We start from the raw sequence: 17,683 nt of genomic DNA, 5'->3' as shown, positions 1-17,683 counted from the left end.
GGATTACTTCCTAGGGATTGGAAAACAATAGAAAAGGAGTTTCTTTGTTCGAAGGCTGCACGGTGCCGATTTCCGAAAAACCCAGTTTTGACAGTAGTCTTTGGGAGCGTACATTATCGGATGTTGTCAACGCCAGCACTTTTGGGAAGTTCAGTGGCGATACACCATAGTCCATGACGGAGCGGCACGCTTCCAACATATAGCCAAAGCCTTCAAATTGGGGTAATTGGGCAAAGCCGATATCGGGTGCATCGAGATAATCCCTTTTTAAAAATCCGCAGATACCCAAAGGCGCATTGGTATCCTTTACCGAAACCATCCAAAGTCCGAAGCCACGCTCCCTATATGATGCCAACAAGCTATATTCTATATACGCCGCCGCATCGGTCAATGAGATTATGCCGCGATCGCCAATATGTTCCAACTAGGTGGGACTGTTCAAAAGTTCATAAATGAAATCGGCATCGGCTAGGGTAGCCTCCTGGATGTGGAGTCTTTCGGTTTCGATTGGTATCATGTAAATCAACTTCTAAAACGCTCATAAGCTGCGCGTTCCAGTTCCTCCCTGTGGTCCGGATGTGCAATTGCTATAGGCGACTTTGCACGTTCCTTCAGGTTTTTCCCGAAGAGATTGGTGGTACCATATTCCGTCACTACATAATGTACATGGGCGCGGGTGGTCGTAACGCCTGCACCTTGTTTTAAATAGGGTGTTATTTTGGATATTCCCTTTGCGGTAACCGATGGCATGGCAAATATAGGTTTCCCCCCTTTGGACAAGGAAGCGCCCCTAATGAAATCCATTTGTCCCCCTACCCCGGAAAATTGTCGGTTTCCTATGGTATCGGCGCAAATCTGTCCGGTCAAATCGATTTCTTGGGCACTATTGATGGCCGTTACTTTTGGATTTTTACGAGTGATCGCCGTATCGTTCGTATACGCCGCTTCCTTAAAATGAACCAATGGATTGTCGTCCACAAAATCATATAGTTTTCGGGAGCCTACGGCAAAACAGGTGACGATCTTGCCCGTTTTTACTTTCTTTTTTTCAGCTGTAACCACGCCCGATTCTATCAGGGGAAGAATCCCGTCCGTAAACATTTCCGTATGGATGCCCAGATGTTTGTGTTTCTCCAAATTGTTGAGCACAGCGTTGGGAATACTCCCTATGCCCATTTGCAGGGTAGCCCCATCCTCGATGAGTGCGGCCACATGTTTTCCAATTTCAGCTTCCACAGGGGAAACCTCGGTGACCCCATGAATATGTATGGGACTTTCCACGGCAATGGCACAATCGATGTCTTTGATATGGATAATACCGTCGCCATGGGTCCTGGGTACGAAAGGGTTTATCTGGGCGATTACCTTTTTGGCCGTTTCAATGGCCGGGAGGGCTACATCGACCGAAACTCCAAGAGTACAATATCCATGTACATCCGGGGGGGAAACCTGCACGATCGCCACATCCAAGGGCAAAATTTCTTGACGGAACAGCAGATGGATTTCGCTCAAAAAAATAGGGATATAATCGCCCAAGCTTCTGTTTACAGCGCTTCGCACATTGCGAACCACAAAACAACTGTTCATCTTAAAACTTTGGCTGTAGGGTTCCACGGTATATTTGGCATCCCCTTCCGTATGGATGGAAATGATCTCAACGTCTTTAAGTTCCAGGTACCTATCGCACAGGGCGTCGATAAGAGCATTGGGTGTCATGGCGGCACCTTGGATAAAGACTCGGTCACCTGATTTTACATTACCAACGGCTTCTTCCTTACTTACTATGTTCATGAATTCTGTTTTAAGGGCTCAAAGATGGCCCCGATACAGCGATTAAAACATGAGGAAATCATGCTTTGAAGAATTACCGGTTTGGGTTAAAACCTAATAAAATAATGCTTTAGTTTCGAACAAAGACGATTGCATTCAATCTGTCATTGTAATAAATAAAAAGCTGACCATTTTTAATTTCAAACTCTTGTGCTGCACTTATGTTGTACAAGGATGTCCATTCCGGTTCAGTGGCAAGCGTAGAAGCAATGAAACCAATGGTCAGTTCGCCATTACTTTTCGCCGTATAACTTCCAGCATAGGAGTTGCTTACTGAGGTCCCAGATAATGTTCCTTTTCCATTTCCATCAGGCTCACCGAATGTTGCAGTGATTTCACCATCGTTAACTTCTGGCCAAGTGGGATTATCTTCCTTGGTAATTTTAAGGTCGCCGTCAGTAATAAAGTACGCAACCGTCCAACTGCCTACCGGTGCATCGGAACTGTTGTCATCGTCTTTGGAACAACCTAAGAAAAATATAAATGAAAGAAAAATAACGATGTGGTTCTTTAAAAAATAGCGGATTGGCATCTTAATGGTTCTTTTCAATTTAGATGTACTTTTCTTTAAATGGTTGCGTCAGAGTTCTATGGAAACAAAGATTCTTTATGCAATTGTCCCATCTATATTTTTTTCCAATTTAAAGCTCCAGGACAGCAGTAAGGTCTGAAGAACTTACCGGGGCCGAAATATGTTGGTGGACTACCTTCCAACCGCCATTTTCCGTGGTAAAACCGACCGAAATCCTATTGATCATTTCCCGCAAGACCCTTCCATCCGGTGCAATAGCCTTGAAGGAAATGTACCCACTGGCAAATCCAAGGGTGTCCGATTCATGAAGCCTGATACGGTCAAAATCCACTTGAACCCTTTCCTCACCAAGAGAACCCAACCAATGCTCCATTTCTGGAATCCAATCCGTCAATGAACCATAAAAACCTTGGTCCCACATATCAAAGGCCACTATTTCTGGGCTATATAGGTTTATCAATGCCTTGGCGTCCTTCTGCCAAACGGCATCCTTATAAATGGTGAAAAAGTTCTTGATTTCGGTCATAGTTTTCTATGGATTGAATTTCGCATTCTAAGATCAAGATACGTCTTCCAAAGCAGATAAACATGCAGTGACCACCACTATAAATGAATAAAATACGTAAGCAGAAAGGTTATACCAGTTCTGGTTTGGAAAGAGGCCAAAATTAGCACCGTTGCCATCTTCTGCGCCGAATCTGTTGGGAATAAAATTAACACAATTAATGCTAAAAAATAAGGAACTAGGCCCCTAATCCCCTCAAATACTGCTCAATATAGGCCTCCTTTTGTTTGAGTTTATACTGAACGATGTACCTTGGATGGTCAAAGACCACAAAAGAATCGAACAGCTTGGCCTCATCATTGATCTTCTTGAAAAATTTGGCATTCTTCTTTCCCAGAATGTAGCAAACCGAGGTATCGATACCAAAGGCGATCTGTTCCTTTAGGGTGGTGATGATAAAATCCTTGGTGGCTTCAAACAGTTCCGGGTAATCGTAATAATTGCAATTGACCCAATTCCCTTTTTTGTTCTTTTCAATGAATCCCAACGGGCAGATGGAATTGATGTAATAGTGGCTATAAAATTTTTCACTACCGCCATAGGCCCTGATCATATCGTAGACAAAGACCGAAGACGGCTCATGCGTCTGGATGGCTTCCGTTTCTATGCCACAATCCTCCGCCAGGCGTTTGGTGTCCGTAAAGGGAATGCCCGTGGCCCCGGCTCCCAGCCTACCCGGGTTGATTCCCAAGACGATACGTCGAGACAGAGTATCCCTAAAAAATTGGGTATAGAATTGCTCCAATATGTGGAGTACCGCTTCATTTTCCGAAAAGGGGTTCATCACCTGGATGTTTTCCCCCAGGGGCGCGTCAAAGCATAGATATTTATGAAAGGAGATTACTTTCTCCGCAAACGTGGTCATGTTAGGATGATTTTAGCCGACAAACTACAAAACGATCCGCAGTTCCCCAAAGCGACTCGGAATTTGAGATTTTAGTCTGCCTAAAAAAATTGAAAATACCCGTGGAACAATTATTTCCATAATTCAAAACCATGGCCTACGAACCAGTAGTTACCTTGTTTCTTTATAAATGGTCTCTTTTAAGACCATACGATTGGAATCGTGAGGGAGCGAGAGCTATTGGCTGGGGATAGAATCCGTTGCCTGCATGGGCATGGGTACGGAACTTACCGGGGCATCCCACAGAACCTTCCAATCATCATCGATTTTTTCCCAAAGCACCACATAATTCCCCATGTCCTCCATGGCCGGAATGGGAGAATTCTCGTTAGGACTAAAGGTCAGGGAATAGGAGCCGTATTCCGTAGCTAAATCACCACTGGCTTTTACCTTTTCGGTGTTCAGGTCAAATTCCCAAGTACCGAATTGCATGTTCTGCTTCCAAGCCGCTTTATAATTTTCATTCCCAATGATAGCCGGTTGGTTGGGCGGTAACTGGATACAATCCTCGGCAAAATGGGTCGCCGCCGAGTCGATCATTCCCTCCGCATACAACTTTTCTATTTCGGCGTTCTTCGCCATGATGATTTCTTTGATTTCCTCCGAATATTCTTTTCCAGATTGCATTTCCATTTCTTTGGATTCCTTACAACTCCAGCATAGGGAAATTACAAATAAAACAATTATTGAGTGCACGCATTGATTTTTCATAATTAAGATGGTTTATTAATAAACGGTTACTGCAACTTTCAAAAACTTTCCGAACGGGTAAACGATCAAGTTATGCCCGTCCTTAAACGTAGTCTGCGTTTTATGGGTTCATAAAAAATAATAGGGGAAGTCATTGAATATAGGTTTTTTGTCAAAAAAAGTAACTATTTACCGTAAAAAAAAGAAAATTATAGGCTGTGGTTCAGGCCTTTGGTGATTTCCAGACGCACTTTCCTCACCATTCCCGGCCCCTCAAAATGAATGGCAAGACACTTTTATCACTACGAGTGAAATCGCATTGTAATTTTGTATCGAGAAGGACACGTTTAAATCAAAATGTTCTCGATACTATTTTCTAGTGAAAATCACTCGAACTGACAATTTTGAAGAATTTGTAATTACCCCAACGCCTGGGAAATATCGGCAATTATATCATCAATATGCTCCAGACCTACAGAAATACGGACCATACCTTCGGTAATACCACTGGCGGCACGCTCGGCCACGGACAGCTTGCTGTGGGTAGTCGAGGCCGGATGGGTCACGATACTACGGGAATCCCCCAAATTGGCGGAGAGGGACAACAGTTTTATGGAATCGAAGAATTTTCGGCCAGCTTCCAGTCCGCCCTTTACCTCAAAGGCGACCACACAGCCACCGGCCTTCATCTGCTTTTTTGCGACATCGTATTTTGGGTGCGACTTTAAGAAGGGATATTTTACCCAGTTTACCCGGTCGTGCGTTTCCAAAAATTCGGCCAATTTAAGGGCATTGGCACAATGCCGATCTACCCTTACTGCCAGGGTCTCCAAGCTCTTGCTCAATACCCAGGCGTTAAACGGGGAAAGGGCAGGACCCGTAATTCGGGAGAAGCGGTAGACCTTGTCCATCAGTTCCGCCTTACCCACGGTAATACCTGCCAAGACGCGTCCCTGACCATCCATTAGTTTGGTACCGGAATGGATGACCAAATCCGCGCCAAACTTAATAGGTTGCTGCAAATAGGGCGAGGCAAAACAGTTATCGATTACCAACAAAACGTTATGTTTTTTCGCAATCTGGCCCAACACTTCCAACTCCAGCACATCCACACCTGGATTCGTGGGAGTTTCGGCATAGATCAATTTGGTATTCGGTTGGATAAGTCCTTCTATGGAGTCCAAATCATGTACATCAAAATAACTGTGGGAAATATTCCACTTCGGAAAAAAGTTGTTGAACAGGGAATGGGTAGACCCAAAAATACTGGCTGCCGAAACCACATGGTCGCCACTCTCCAACAAGGCCGCCAAAGTCGAGAATACGGCCGCCATACCCGAGGCAAAGGCAAAGCCCTGCTCCGCCCCTTCCATTTGGCAAACCTTATCCACAAACTCATTGGTATTGGGATTGGAATAGCGGGAATAGATGTTACGCTCCTTCTCCTCCGCAAACGAGGCGCGCATGTCCTCTGCATCCTCAAAGACAAAACTGGACGTTAAGTACATAGGTACGGAATGCTCCAGGTTTTCCGTGCGTTTCAACTGATTCCGTATAGCGTTCGTTTCGAATTTTTTGTTCATTGGTTGTTGGCTTTTAGCGATTAGCAATTAGCAATTAGCAATTAGCAATTAGCAATTAGCAATTAGCAATTAGCAATTAGCAATTAGCAATTAGCAATTAGCAATTAGCAATTAGCAATTAGCAATTAGCAATTAGCAATTAGCAAAAAAACACTTTTCACTTTTCACTTTTCTCTTTTCTCTTTTCTCTTTTCTCTTTTCTCTTTTCTTCTTAAAAGTCAACTTTTCTCCGCAATCCTTAATATATCCCCAAATACCCCACGGGCGGTCACCGCGGCACCCGCACCGGCACCTTGGATGACCAAAGGGTTTTCACCGTAAGACTCGGTATAAATTTCGATGATGGAGTCAGACCCTTTTACCTGCCCCAAGGCACTTTCTTTGGGTACGGAAACCAGTTTCACATCCAAAATACCTTTTTCCTTTTGCAAGTCCCCATGCAGGTCGCCCACATAGCGCAATACATGGTTCGGTTTTTGGTTCCTCTTGATTTCGTTGAAGGAATCGTCCAACACCTCCATATGTTCCATAAAGAAATCCACCTCTCCTTTTTCCAAGGTGGAGGGAATCAGATTTTCAATGTTGATATCAGTAAATTCGTTGCTCAGATCCAGTTCCCTTGCCAGAATCAACAGCTTTCGGCCCACATCGTTCCCGGAAAGGTCTTCCCGAGGGTCAGGTTCCGTAAAGCCTTTTAGTTTGGCATCCTTTATAATGGAGGAAAATGGGGCATCCACCTCGGAAAAGGTATTGAAAATATAACTCAAGGACCCTGAAAATACGCCTTTGATACGGGTGATATTTTCGCCCGACAAATGCAATAATTTTATGGTGTCAATCAGCGGCAAGCCAGCACCTACATTGGTCTCGTACAGGTATTGCTTTTGGTGTTTGTCCAGCTCTTCACGTAATAATTGATAGTAATCGAATCCAAGGGTATTGGCAATTTTATTGGAGGAAACAACATCGAAGCCGTTCTCCACAAAATCGAAATAATGGGCCACAAAATCCCGACTAGCGGTGTTGTCGATGACGATCAGGTTTTCCAGATGATTGCTTTTGGCAAACTCGATGACATCCTTGACCTCATAGGATTTTCCCTTGCTTTGGATGTTGGTCTTCCATCGACCTGTTACCCCGTTAGCGTCCAACAATACCTTTCTTGAATTGGCAATGGCGAAGACTCTCAAATCGATACCTTTTCGGGCCTCGATATTTTTGGCCGATTTCAAGATCTGGTCGATCAGTGTTCCTCCAACGTTTCCGTGACCGAAAACCGCCAGATTTACCTTTTTGCTCACCCCGAAAATCTGCCCATGCATCACGTTTACTGCCTTGGTCAAGTCCGATTTCCGCACCACCAAACTCACGTTTTTGCCCGATACCGTATTGTTGAACAACAGCGGTACGATCTGGTTTTTGATAAGGGCATTGAAAGGTTTATGGAAGGTGCTCAGATCCTGACCTACCACGGAAATGACCGATACGTCGGCTACCACCTTGATCATATTGATGTCCTGACTCTGGAAATCGCTCGAAAACTCGTTCTCCAAGGCTCGCTTGGCGCGTTCCGCCTTGTCGCGCTTCACCACCAAACCGATTCCCCGCTCCGAAGAACCCTGGGAAATAATGCTTACACTGATGTTGATGGCCTCCAAAGTCTTGAAGATACGGGCATCGATACCCACTTTCCCCAACAAACCGCGCCCTTCCAGGTTGATCAAGGCCACATCCTCAATGACCGAAATGGAGCGGATACCTTCCTTGCTGGCCTTGGCACTGATCAAAGTGCCTTCGTTATCGTCGTTATAGGTATTTAGGATCCGCAACGGAATGTTCTTTTCAATCAACGGAATAATCGTCTTAGCATGCAAAATCGTGGCTCCAAAGTTGGCCATCTCGTTCGCCTCTGCATAACTCAAGTTGCTGATTCGCTTGGCCTCCTTCACATAATCCGGATTGGCGGTAAAAATTCCATCGACATGCGTATAATTTTGCAACTCTTCGGCATCCAAGAAATTGGCCAAAAGTGCGGCACTATAATTACTGCCGTTCCTTCCCAAAGTAGTGGTTTCCCCCTCCTCGGTAGCGGCAATAAACCCCGTAATGATGGGAACGGCATCGTGGGGCAATTCCGCAAACTTCAACAACACCTTTTCCTTGGAAACATGCTCCAGCACCTTGGCATCCCCAAAAGTGGCATCGGTGGTAATGAGTTCCCGTGAATCCAAAAATCGGGCATTGATGCCTTTACCAATCAACAGTTTGGTCACCAATTTAGCCGAAATCAACTCCCCATGCGCCAAAACCTCATCCTTGATTTTGGCACTATAATCGCCCAATAAGGAAACCCCTTCGAACAACTTGGCCAAGCTCTTGAACTCCTTGGAAAGGTTTACATTGCCGTACGTATGCTGTTGGTAATTTTCCAGTGCCTCGAAATCTTCCTTGTACGGTTTTCCCTTGGCGGCCTTATCCAACAGACTTTCCAATTGATCGGTCGCTTTTTCACGTGCGGATAACACCACGGCAATATTCTCGCCTGACTTCACTTTGGAAACGATGACGTCCAACACGCGTTCCAATCCCTCTCCGTTGCTCAAGGACTTGCCCCCAAATTTCAAGACTTTTACCTTTCCCGATTTTCCGTTGGTATTGAAAATGGAACTGAGCAGTTTTTCCATTTGCTCGAACTCGATCAGAAAGGCATCATGACCATGGAGCGATTGTACCTCTCCATAGGTTACGTTACTATTGGCCTGGGCCAACTGTTTAAAGGTATCCTTGTTCTCCTTCGCCGTAAAAAACAGGTCGGAATCCACTCCAATGATATGGATGTTGGTAGCACTATTTTGAAGTTTGATGAAGTTCTCCTCCCCGTTTCGGGTCACATCGATGGTCTTCAACAATTGGTTCATCAGCTTATAGGCCGATAATTGAAAGCGTTCCTGTAACTTTTCCCCGTGGTGCATCAGCCAGCTTTCCACATTGAACACCTGAAGCTCCTCGTTCGTACTACGTTTAAACCGCTCCTTGAAGGACTCGGGGGTACGATAGCACAACATGGCGTGCATGCGGGCGTCGTGTACGGGCTGTTTGGAATTTACCAGAAACTGTTCCTGGATCTGACAATTGGCGATGAGCCAATCGGTCGATTTCCAGTCGGACGCCACTGGAACCAGGTGCTCCGTCAAATTCGAATTAATGGCCGCCATTTCCCAAGCGATACCACCTCCCAAAGAACCCCCGATGATGGCAAAAAGCTTTTTAATGTTCAGTTTTTCCAGCCCCAATAAGAAAATGCGGGCCATATCCCCGGCCACAAAATCCTTATAATTTTCAATGACAAACTTATCGTATCCGTTTCCGGGGATGTTAAAACAAAGAATGGTATACTTTTTCGTATCGATGCATTTTCCTTCCCCAATCAACGCGGACCACCACCCATTTTCTCCCGTAACGTTGGAATTACCCGTGAGGGCATGGTTCACCAAAATTATGGGAGCCGTATGGAGCTTGGCCCCAAACAGTTCATAGGACAGTTCTATATCCTGGGTCACTCCTGAAAGCGTGGTATATTCCTTTATATGTAAATGATGTAGCATAGGATGCCAAAATTATCTATTTATCAGCGTTTTGCCGTGTATTGACTCGTTTCTTTTACCGCTAGATATTCGCTGCGGCAAAGGCCTGTTCCAAATCGGCCTTTAAATCATCTATATCCTCTAGGCCAACGGAAAGTCGGATCAAATCCTGACTCACGCCCGCACCCAGTTGCTGTTCTTGCGTCAACTGCTGATGTGTGGTACTCGCCGGATGGATGATAAGGGATTTTGTATCGCCAATATTTGCCAAAAGCGAAAATATTTTGGTAGCATCGGTCACGTTTTTGGCCGCTTCAAATCCTCCTTTAACCCCAAAGGTTACCAAGCCGCTTTGCCCTTTGGGCAGGTATTCCAGTGCCAAATCATAATAATCGTCGCCCTTTAATCCGGGATATTTTACCCAAGCGACCTCGTCCCTGCTTTGCAGCCATTCTGCAAGCTCTAAGGCATTCGCACTATGTTGCTTGATACGCACGGGTAAGGTTTCCAATCCCTGTATAATTTGAAAGGCATTGAACGGACTCAAAGCACCGCCAAAATCCCTAAGACCTTCCAAAATCAGTTTAAAGGTAAAGGCTGCAGCTCCCAAGGCTTCATGATATACCAAACCGTGATACCCTGCGGAAGGTTCGGTAAATTCCGGGAATTTTCCATTGGCCCAGTCGAAAGTACCCGCATCAATAATGGCACCGCCCAAAGACGTACCCTGACCCCCAATATATTTTGTCAAAGAATGGATAACCAAATTGGCGCCATGTTCAATAGGGTTCAATAATGCCGGAGTAGCTACCGTATTATCCACAATGAACGGAACGCCCGCTGCTTTGGCTTCTTTGGATATGGCCTTTAAATCCAGGACGTCCAGTTTAGGATTTCCGAGAGACTCCACAAAGATAGCCCTGGTATTTTCCTTTACGGCCTTCCCAAAATTTTCCGGTTTTGACGCATCTACAAAGGTAGTATGGATTCCCATTCTTGGGAGCGTCACATTCAACAGGTTGAACGTACCCCCATATAAACTGCTGGAGGCTACAATATGGTCCCCGGCCTTTAACAGTGTCAACAACCCCGTAGAAATGGCGGCCGTTCCAGATGCGAATACCACCGCACCAACTCCACCTTCCACAGCGGCCAAACGGTCCTGAAGAATCTGGTTGGTAGGGTTGTTCAATCGGGTATAGATAAAACCCAGTTCGGCCAAGGAAAATAGATTCGCGGCATGCTCCGTATTATTGAATACGTAGGATGACGTTTGATAAATTGGTACGGCCCTAGTACCTGCGGATTGTGTAGTGTCATGCCCGGCATGAAGTGCATTCGTTGCTAATTTTTGATTGCTCATGATTTTTGTTTTTTAATAGTTAAGTCCTTGATTGATCGCGGACATCATAAATTGATTAAAAAAGCCAAACCCGAACCTGCCGACAATACGGTTCGATAAAATCAAAAAGTTATAAGAAAGTGAATCGAAGAAATTTCGATGACTGTTATCCTTCCCCAAACGGGGTAGAATGTAGCACCTTCTTGTTTCCGAAAATCGGGTGAACAAGGGTTGCTAAGGCTTCAAAGGGTCCAATCCCTCCACCTTTCTTGATAACTATTCAATACGTGTTTGAACTTAACGGGGCAAATATAAGGGCAGGAACTTTTAAAATCCTAATCAAACCTAAAAATTTAACAAAACCCTAGTGAAACGATAGGTTTAAACCTCTTTCCCTTTTACGGCAAAACTTAAAAAGCTCCTCCCTTTAGAAAAGGGAGGTAGCGCGATACGAAGTATCGGGTCGGAGTGATTGAAATACTTACGGTAATACCGTAAACTCAATCTTGGAATCCGTGAAAACTGTATGGGTCTGGGTCTTAAAGTCGGTTTCATCCGCCTTAAAAATATTTTCCACATACGTTTGGGGGTTTAAATCTATCAAAGGAAACCAGGTACTCTGCACCTGAATCTGTAATTTGTGTCCCTTTTTGATTGTATGGAATACATCCTGAAGCTTAATATTTACAGCCGTTTTTTCATTGGGCACAAAGGGTTCCGGGTCTGAGAAACTGTTCCGAAACCTTCCCCTTAATACCTCACTACGCACCATCAAATGGTAGTTGCTCATTTTAAGATGGTCCTGCATCTCCTCATGATTTTCGGCATCGGCAGGGTGCACATCGATAACCTTGACAATCCAATCCGCAGCCGTTCCTGTGGTGGCCACGTTCAAATTCGCCATAATGTCTCCTGCCAAGGTAAGGTCCTCTGTTAAAACATCGGTCTCAAAAACCAATACGTCCGACCTTCTTGCGGCGAATCTCTGATCGTCCGTCATATATTTTCTAGGAGTGAAAACCGATTTAATATCCTCAGAATAGGGTACCGGTTTCTTAATATCACTGACGAACTCTATGCCTGATTCACCCTGCTTCTCCGTGGTTAATTCCTGGTTTTCGCTCAGGTACATTTCCTGCTTCTGGGCCCCTGCAGGTGGCCAGGTGTCGTATTGTTTCCACTCCTTCCTACCGGAATCGAATACATAGGCTTCGGGGAGTCCACTGTTCTTGCTTCCATCGCCTTTAAGAAAATGTTGGAAAAACTTTGTCTCAATGTTTTCCTGAAAAAATTCCGAAATACCATCACCAAAATAATAATTCCCAACGATGTTCTTACCCCTGCTTCGGGCCCATCCACCATGGTCCCAAGGACCAAATACCATAGTGTTATAGTTGTCCTTATTATATTTTTCAATGTTTTTATATGTTTCCAAGGGACCGTACAAATCCTCTGCATCGAACCAACCCCCAACAATCATGGTCGCTACATGGCTTTTTACGTCCTTCAGGTGTTGGATAAGTCCACGGCTTTGCCAAAGTTCATCGTAATTGGGATGCTCCTTTAACTCGTTCCAAAAGAAATCGTCCGTCTGGCCGTCCATGGCCATCCTTGGGGTATCTCCGGTTTCGTACTCAAAAAATCGATCGAGATTTTTTAAGGGCCCTGCATCCAGGAAAAACTGATACTGGTCTTCCGTTCCCAGGTCCGGAAGGTCATACCATGCCGTATCAATGGGCTGATCCCCATTGGGCCTTGGCGTCCCGAAAACGCTCGTCGCCCTAAAATAACTCAACAAATAGGCGCCGTTGTGGTGGAAATCGTCAAAAAAGAAATCGCCAATACACGCCTGGGGCGAAGCCGCCTTTAAAGCCGGGTGTGCATCCACCGTGGCATAGGTGGAATAAAAGCCGGGATAGGAAATTCCCCAAATTCCTACCCTGCCATTGTTGTTTTCCACGTTGTTCACCAACCATTCTATGGTATCGTAGGTGTCTGAACTTTCATCTATGTCTTGATCCGATTTCTTATTGGGAATATAGGCCCGCATATTTTCATAATGGCCCTCGCTCAACCACCTGCCCCGCACGTCTTGATATACCACGATATAACCCTCCTTCATCATATGCTTATTGGGTGCGATAGCTTCCTTGAACTGACCTTCACCATAGGGTCTGGAACTATAGGGGGTGCGTTGCATAATGATAGGATATTCTATGGAAGTATCCTTTGGGGAATAAATGGTGGTGTGCAACTTTATACCGTCACGCATTTCAATATCCACCTCCTTTTTGGTGTAATTGTCAGCTACATAGGTATCCGAAACCTCAACGGTTTCCGTAGTTTGGTTCGTTCTTTTGCAGGAATACGCAAAGGAAGTAATAATGAACAATGTCAGTAGATACTTTAAGGTAGATTTCATTATGGTTGAATTAATTGTCCTTAAAGCTAGGAAAGAATGGTTATTCCTGAAAATAAAAAGGAGCTATATATAGCTCCTTTATGTAAATAGTATTGAAAATTTGTTATAGCCCAAAGGCGACTTTAACCTCCTGCACCATATCCAATTTCTCCCAGGTAAACAATTCTACTTCCATTTCAACCCGACCATTATACGGGGATTCGAAAACTTTGACCACTTTTTTGGATTCCTTGCCCATGTGACCGTAGGCAGCGGTTTCCAAATAAATGGGGTTTCTGAGCTTTAGGCGTTCCTCGACCGCAAAAGGTCTTAAATCGAACAATTGCCTTACTTTTCTAGCAATTTCACCGTCGCTCAAATTGACATTGGACGTTCCATACGTTTCCACAAAAATAGACGTAGGTTCCACTACCCCAATGGCATAACTTACCTGAACCAAAATTTCATCGGCGACGCCGGCAGCAACCAAATTTTTGGCTATATGACGCGCCGCGTAGGCCGCGCTGCGGTCTACCTTGCTGGGGTCCTTACCGCTAAAGGCTCCGCCACCATGGGCTCCCTTGCCTCCATAGGTATCCACAATAATCTTTCTTCCGGTCAAACCGGTATCCCCATGAGGTCCACCGATAACAAATTTTCCTGTGGGATTGATATGATAGGTAATCTGGTCATCGAACAACTGCTGAATTTCCTCTGGCAATTGGGATTTCACTTTAGGCATAAGGATGGATATGATGTCCGATTTAATCTTCGCCAACATAGCCTCATCGTTGGAATCAAAGGCATCGTGCTGGGTGGACACCACAATGGTATCGATACGTTGCGGTACATTATCATCCGAGTACTCGATGGTTACCTGTGCCTTGGCATCCGGTCTTAAGTATTTTATTTCCTTCCCTTCCCTACGAAGTTCTGCCAAGGTGTGCAATATTTTATGGGAAATGTCCAAGGCCAAAGGCATGTAATTATTCGTTTCCTTTGTGGCATAACCGAACATCATCCCCTGATCCCCGGCTCCCTGTTCCTCTTTGGAACCTCTGTCCACACCTTGATTGATGTCTTGGGATTGTTCGTGAATCAAGGAAATCACGCCACAGGAATCGCCACTAAATTGGTACTCGCCTTTGGTATATCCTATTTTATTGATGACCTCCCTTGCAATATTCTGAACGTCCAAATAGGTATGACTTTTCACTTCTCCAGCCAATACTACCTGACCCGTAGTGACCAAGGTTTCACAGGCCACTTTACTTTCTGGGTCAAAAGCTAAAAAATGATCCAACAGGGCATCACTGATTTGATCTGCCACTTTATCCGGATGTCCTTCACTAACGGATTCCGATGTAAATAAATAAGCCATTTCTTTTTCTTTTAAAAAGGATTTGGAAGTTGCCCGACTAAAGGAGGTATTGTTTCTCAGGAGAGCGCCGGAAACGTTCCCGACACAAAACTGCTTTAGCATTTTTAACGAGGTTGCAATCAGTCAAATCCTTCCTCTTAGTTCTGGGCAAAAGTATAAAAATAGTTTCTTTTTAAAATGATTTAAATACTTTTTATGATTCCAATTCCCGGTATGGAAAACTCCAAAAATATTGTAGGCATTTCAACTACTATTTTTTTTGAAAGTTAATATACTTCGTATATTGTACGCTACAACTTTTTCAGAACAACTAACCGTTAAATAACACCAAATGCACATTGCCGTAGCAGGAAACATTGGAGCAGGTAAAACCACATTGACAAGATTACTGGCCAAACATTATAAGTGGGAAGCGCATTTTGAGGACGTTGTGGACAACCCCTACCTCGATGATTTTTACACCCAAATGGAACGTTGGAGCTTTAACCTTCAAATCTATTTCCTAAACAGCAGGTACAGACAAATTGTCCAGATCCGGGAAACCGGTAAGGACGTCATACAGGACCGTACCATTTATGAGGATGCCCATATTTTTGCACCCAACCTTCATGCCATGGGCCTTATGACCAATAGGGACTTTAAAAATTATTCCAGTCTGTTTGAATTGATGGAATCTTTGGTGGAACCCCCTGAACTGCTTATTTACCTTAGAAGTTCCATACCCAATTTGGTAAAACAGATACACAAACGAGGCAGGGATTATGAAAACAGTATTTCGATTGATTATTTAAGCCGATTGAACGAACGCTATGAAGCGTGGGTCCACGGTTATGATAAAGGTAAATTGTTGATCATTGATGTGGACGAAATTGACTTCGTGGACAAACCCGAGGATCTTGGTAAAGTAATTAACAAAATCGATGCGGAAATAAACGGCTTGTTTTAAACTTTAAAGTTCAAATAAAGCCTTGTTTCTTGGCATGGGCAATGGCTTCTTCCGTTTTGTTGACCATTAAAAAGGGAATGTTCTTGTGGGCCGAGAACAAATTGGATACCCTGGCCATTCTTCGGCCGTCCGATACACTCCTCAAGTAAATGGCCTTTATCCGGTTGGGAAACAACTTTGCAATTTCAATGTAAATATCCGCGTCCTTTTCACCACTATCTCCAATTAGAATGAAGGAAAGCTGCGGATAAGTATTTAAGATTCCCGTGATTTCCTTTTGCTTTTGGGGTTTCTCACTTCGTTTTCTTCGGGTAAAACTGGACATACTTCGCAGTAAAATGGGACCTTTTGGGAATTTGTTGATCGTAAGAAAAAGTTCCAAATATCGGTATAGGTTCCAAGGACTATGGCTTACATAGAAAATAGGGTTCGCCTCTTCCCCAGCTTTGCCTTGATGAAGTAGATGATAAAATTCCGCCGCCCCTTCCAAGGGCCTTCTGCTTGTCGCCCTTTTAAACATGGTATTGATAATCACTTTCCACTTTAAGGAAGAGACCACGCCCGTATGCAAGATGGTATCATCAATATCACTAATGACCCCAAATTTTGCCTTAGCACTGGGAATCAACATTTCCCCGGGAAAGCGGTTTTGGTTTATTATTTCCCTTTTTAGTTTGGTGTCCTGAAAGGAGATTTCAAATTTCACCCACCCTTCCCCGTTCACATATTCAGAAAGGTTCTCCACTTGCTCGTTCACCAAATAATATCCTTCATGGTCCGTCTTTCCTTGAAGGATGATGGTATCGCCAATGGCAATTCGTATTGGGGTGTTTTTAATCTCGTCGGTCTCGAACCGCTTCCAGGTATTGATCAATAACTTAAAAGCGCCTTTATGCCCCAGGTCGATATTCTCATCTTCCAGCGCCCTACCACGGACATAGAATCTATGAGAAGTCCCATATCCATTAAATGCGATAATCTGAAGTTTATCCTTTTTAAGAAATCCCATATGCTCAAAAATACATTCATTTTCCATTGGGCATGAAAAATTTTACCGTAAAAATATCGCTAGTAGATTTTCACTCATTCAAACAGACCCTTCACTCATTGGCCATTTTAAGACCGAGTCCTTTAGTATAGCTTTAGTTCATAACAAAACGCATGTATAATCAGGCTTGCACCATGGAAGCCACAATTTTTTAAAAGATGAAACCAAAAAAGAACCCGAAAAAAGACCTCAACAAAAAAAGTGGCCTTTTCTTTGTTTTAGGACTCATGCTCGTACTAGGGCTGGCATTTGTTGCCTTGGAATGGAAAACGTATGAACCTAACTCCATCTATGATGTAAGCATGAATGTTGCTCCAATTGAAATAGATGAAGAACCGCTAGAAATATTTAAGATTGAAAGACCCAAAATTAAACAAGTGCTTCCCCCTGAAATAAAAGTGGAAGACAACGATGTTGAAATTGATGAAACTGAAATATTATCTACAGAAGCTGATACCGAAACCGAAATAATTGAACCTGAAGATTTAGTGGTTGAAGAAATAGAGGAAGAGGTCAATGTAAACTGGATAACTATAGAAGATGTGCCCGTTTTCCCAGGTTGCGAAAATGCCAAGGACAAACGGGAATGTTTTAACGAAATGATGCAAAAGCATATCCAAAAAAACTTCCGTTATCCAGAAATGGCCCAAGAAATGGGGATTCAGGGTAGGGTCAGTACCCAGTTTGAAATCAAAAGCGATGGATCTATTGGAACCATACAAAAAAGAGGACCCCATAAAATTTTGGAGGAAGAAGCTATTCGCATTCTTTCAAAACTTCCTAAAATGACCCCAGGAAAACAAAGAGGAACTCCTGTAAAGGTCTCTTTTAGTATTCCCATTCATTTTAAACTTCAGTAATACTTCGGCATACAAAA

The 17,683-nt window shown here is 43.9% G+C and carries 14 protein-coding genes and 1 riboswitch; of the genes, 2 read left to right on the top strand and 12 right to left on the bottom strand.

Annotated elements, in window-relative coordinates; genetic code table 11:
* Positions 1–10: 10 nt before the first annotated feature.
* The 11 genes from F0361_RS16815 to metK all read right to left on the bottom strand — a co-directional run bounded on the left by F0361_RS16815 (position 11) and on the right by metK (position 14,812).
* On the bottom strand, positions 11–424 hold the full coding sequence (locus F0361_RS16815; protein WP_154920553.1) for a GNAT family N-acetyltransferase: 414 nt from the start codon (positions 422–424) through the stop codon (positions 11–13).
* Between the two features lie 98 nt (positions 425–522).
* Positions 523–1,791: an acetyl-CoA hydrolase/transferase family protein gene (locus tag F0361_RS16810; protein ID WP_154920551.1), complete on the bottom strand. Its 1,269-nt coding sequence runs from the start codon at positions 1,789–1,791 to the stop codon at positions 523–525.
* A 109-nt stretch (positions 1,792–1,900) separates the two neighbouring features.
* Positions 1,901–2,380: an META domain-containing protein gene (locus F0361_RS16805; protein WP_154920549.1), complete on the bottom strand. Its 480-nt coding sequence runs from the start codon at positions 2,378–2,380 to the stop codon at positions 1,901–1,903.
* A 91-nt stretch (positions 2,381–2,471) separates the two neighbouring features.
* Positions 2,472–2,888, bottom strand: a complete 417-nt coding sequence (locus tag F0361_RS16800) for a YybH family protein (protein WP_154920547.1) — start codon at positions 2,886–2,888, stop codon at positions 2,472–2,474.
* A 217-nt stretch (positions 2,889–3,105) separates the two neighbouring features.
* A complete protein-coding gene (locus tag F0361_RS16795; RefSeq protein WP_154920545.1) occupies positions 3,106–3,792 on the bottom strand; it encodes a uracil-DNA glycosylase family protein in 687 nt (228 codons plus the stop codon).
* Between the two features lie 216 nt (positions 3,793–4,008).
* Positions 4,009–4,542 (bottom strand): YybH family protein, encoded by a 534-nt coding sequence (locus F0361_RS16790; RefSeq protein ID WP_154920543.1) that lies wholly within the window; start codon positions 4,540–4,542, stop codon positions 4,009–4,011.
* 398 nt (positions 4,543–4,940) lie between these two features.
* The gene (locus tag F0361_RS16785; RefSeq protein WP_154920540.1) at positions 4,941–6,104 is read right to left on the bottom strand and encodes a trans-sulfuration enzyme family protein; all 1,164 of its coding nucleotides are present in this window, start codon (positions 6,102–6,104) and stop codon (positions 4,941–4,943) included.
* Between the two features lie 218 nt (positions 6,105–6,322).
* Positions 6,323–9,709: a bifunctional aspartate kinase/homoserine dehydrogenase I gene (gene thrA / locus F0361_RS16780; RefSeq protein ID WP_154920538.1), complete on the bottom strand. Its 3,387-nt coding sequence runs from the start codon at positions 9,707–9,709 to the stop codon at positions 6,323–6,325.
* Between the two features lie 61 nt (positions 9,710–9,770).
* Complete coding sequence (locus F0361_RS16775) at positions 9,771–11,051, bottom strand: O-acetylhomoserine aminocarboxypropyltransferase/cysteine synthase family protein (protein ID WP_154920536.1); 1,281 nt, start codon at positions 11,049–11,051, stop codon at positions 9,771–9,773.
* Between the two features lie 142 nt (positions 11,052–11,193).
* Positions 11,194–11,309: riboswitch (SAM riboswitch) on the bottom strand.
* A gap of 202 nt (positions 11,310–11,511) precedes the next feature.
* The gene (locus tag F0361_RS16770) at positions 11,512–13,452 is read right to left on the bottom strand and encodes a CocE/NonD family hydrolase (protein ID WP_154920534.1); all 1,941 of its coding nucleotides are present in this window, start codon (positions 13,450–13,452) and stop codon (positions 11,512–11,514) included.
* Between the two features lie 103 nt (positions 13,453–13,555).
* Entirely contained in the window at positions 13,556–14,812 is a 1,257-nt protein-coding gene (gene metK / locus F0361_RS16765; protein WP_154920767.1) for a methionine adenosyltransferase, read from the bottom strand.
* Positions 14,813–15,143: 331 nt separating this feature from the next.
* Between metK and F0361_RS16760 the strand changes: the two genes are divergently transcribed.
* Positions 15,144–15,758 carry a deoxynucleoside kinase gene (locus F0361_RS16760; protein ID WP_138259619.1) on the top strand — a complete coding sequence of 205 codons (615 nt, stop codon included), beginning with the start codon at positions 15,144–15,146 and terminating at the stop codon, positions 15,756–15,758.
* Positions 15,759–15,768: 10 nt separating this feature from the next.
* Here F0361_RS16760 and F0361_RS16755 read toward each other — a convergent pair whose 3' ends face one another.
* The gene (locus F0361_RS16755; RefSeq protein WP_246160921.1) at positions 15,769–16,794 is read right to left on the bottom strand and encodes an App1 family protein; all 1,026 of its coding nucleotides are present in this window, start codon (positions 16,792–16,794) and stop codon (positions 15,769–15,771) included.
* A 170-nt stretch (positions 16,795–16,964) separates the two neighbouring features.
* On the opposite strand from F0361_RS16755, the gene F0361_RS16750 reads away from it, so the two are divergent.
* A complete protein-coding gene (locus F0361_RS16750) occupies positions 16,965–17,666 on the top strand; it encodes an energy transducer TonB (protein ID WP_154920532.1) in 702 nt (233 codons plus the stop codon).
* Positions 17,667–17,683: the final 17 nt, after the last annotated feature.

Origin of the sequence: Maribacter flavus (genome assembly GCF_008386635.1) — a bacterium.
Lineage (GTDB): Bacteria > Bacteroidota > Bacteroidia > Flavobacteriales > Flavobacteriaceae > Maribacter > Maribacter flavus.
This window is presented reverse-complemented; position numbering and strand designations above follow the sequence as displayed.

What these genes read in the sequence shown, in the direction of transcription:
- F0361_RS16790 (WP_154920543.1), bottom strand. Translation starts at nt 4,542, where the DNA reads ATGAAAAATCAATGCGTGCACTCAATAATTGTTTTATTTGTAATTTCC.
- F0361_RS16785 (WP_154920540.1), bottom strand. Translation starts at nt 6,104, where the DNA reads ATGAACAAAAAATTCGAAACGAACGCTATACGGAATCAGTTGAAACGC.
- F0361_RS16750 (WP_154920532.1), top strand. Translation starts at nt 16,965, where the DNA reads ATGAAACCAAAAAAGAACCCGAAAAAAGACCTCAACAAAAAAAGTGGC.
- metK (WP_154920767.1), bottom strand. Translation starts at nt 14,812, where the DNA reads ATGGCTTATTTATTTACATCGGAATCCGTTAGTGAAGGACATCCGGAT.
- F0361_RS16810 (WP_154920551.1), bottom strand. Translation starts at nt 1,791, where the DNA reads ATGAACATAGTAAGTAAGGAAGAAGCCGTTGGTAATGTAAAATCAGGT.
- F0361_RS16795 (WP_154920545.1), bottom strand. Translation starts at nt 3,792, where the DNA reads ATGACCACGTTTGCGGAGAAAGTAATCTCCTTTCATAAATATCTATGC.
- F0361_RS16770 (WP_154920534.1), bottom strand. Translation starts at nt 13,452, where the DNA reads ATGAAATCTACCTTAAAGTATCTACTGACATTGTTCATTATTACTTCC.
- F0361_RS16800 (WP_154920547.1), bottom strand. Translation starts at nt 2,888, where the DNA reads ATGACCGAAATCAAGAACTTTTTCACCATTTATAAGGATGCCGTTTGG.
- F0361_RS16775 (WP_154920536.1), bottom strand. Translation starts at nt 11,051, where the DNA reads ATGAGCAATCAAAAATTAGCAACGAATGCACTTCATGCCGGGCATGAC.
- F0361_RS16755 (WP_246160921.1), bottom strand. Translation starts at nt 16,794, where the DNA reads ATGGAAAATGAATGTATTTTTGAGCATATGGGATTTCTTAAAAAGGAT.
- F0361_RS16760 (WP_138259619.1), top strand. Translation starts at nt 15,144, where the DNA reads ATGCACATTGCCGTAGCAGGAAACATTGGAGCAGGTAAAACCACATTG.
- thrA (WP_154920538.1), bottom strand. Translation starts at nt 9,709, where the DNA reads ATGCTACATCATTTACATATAAAGGAATATACCACGCTTTCAGGAGTG.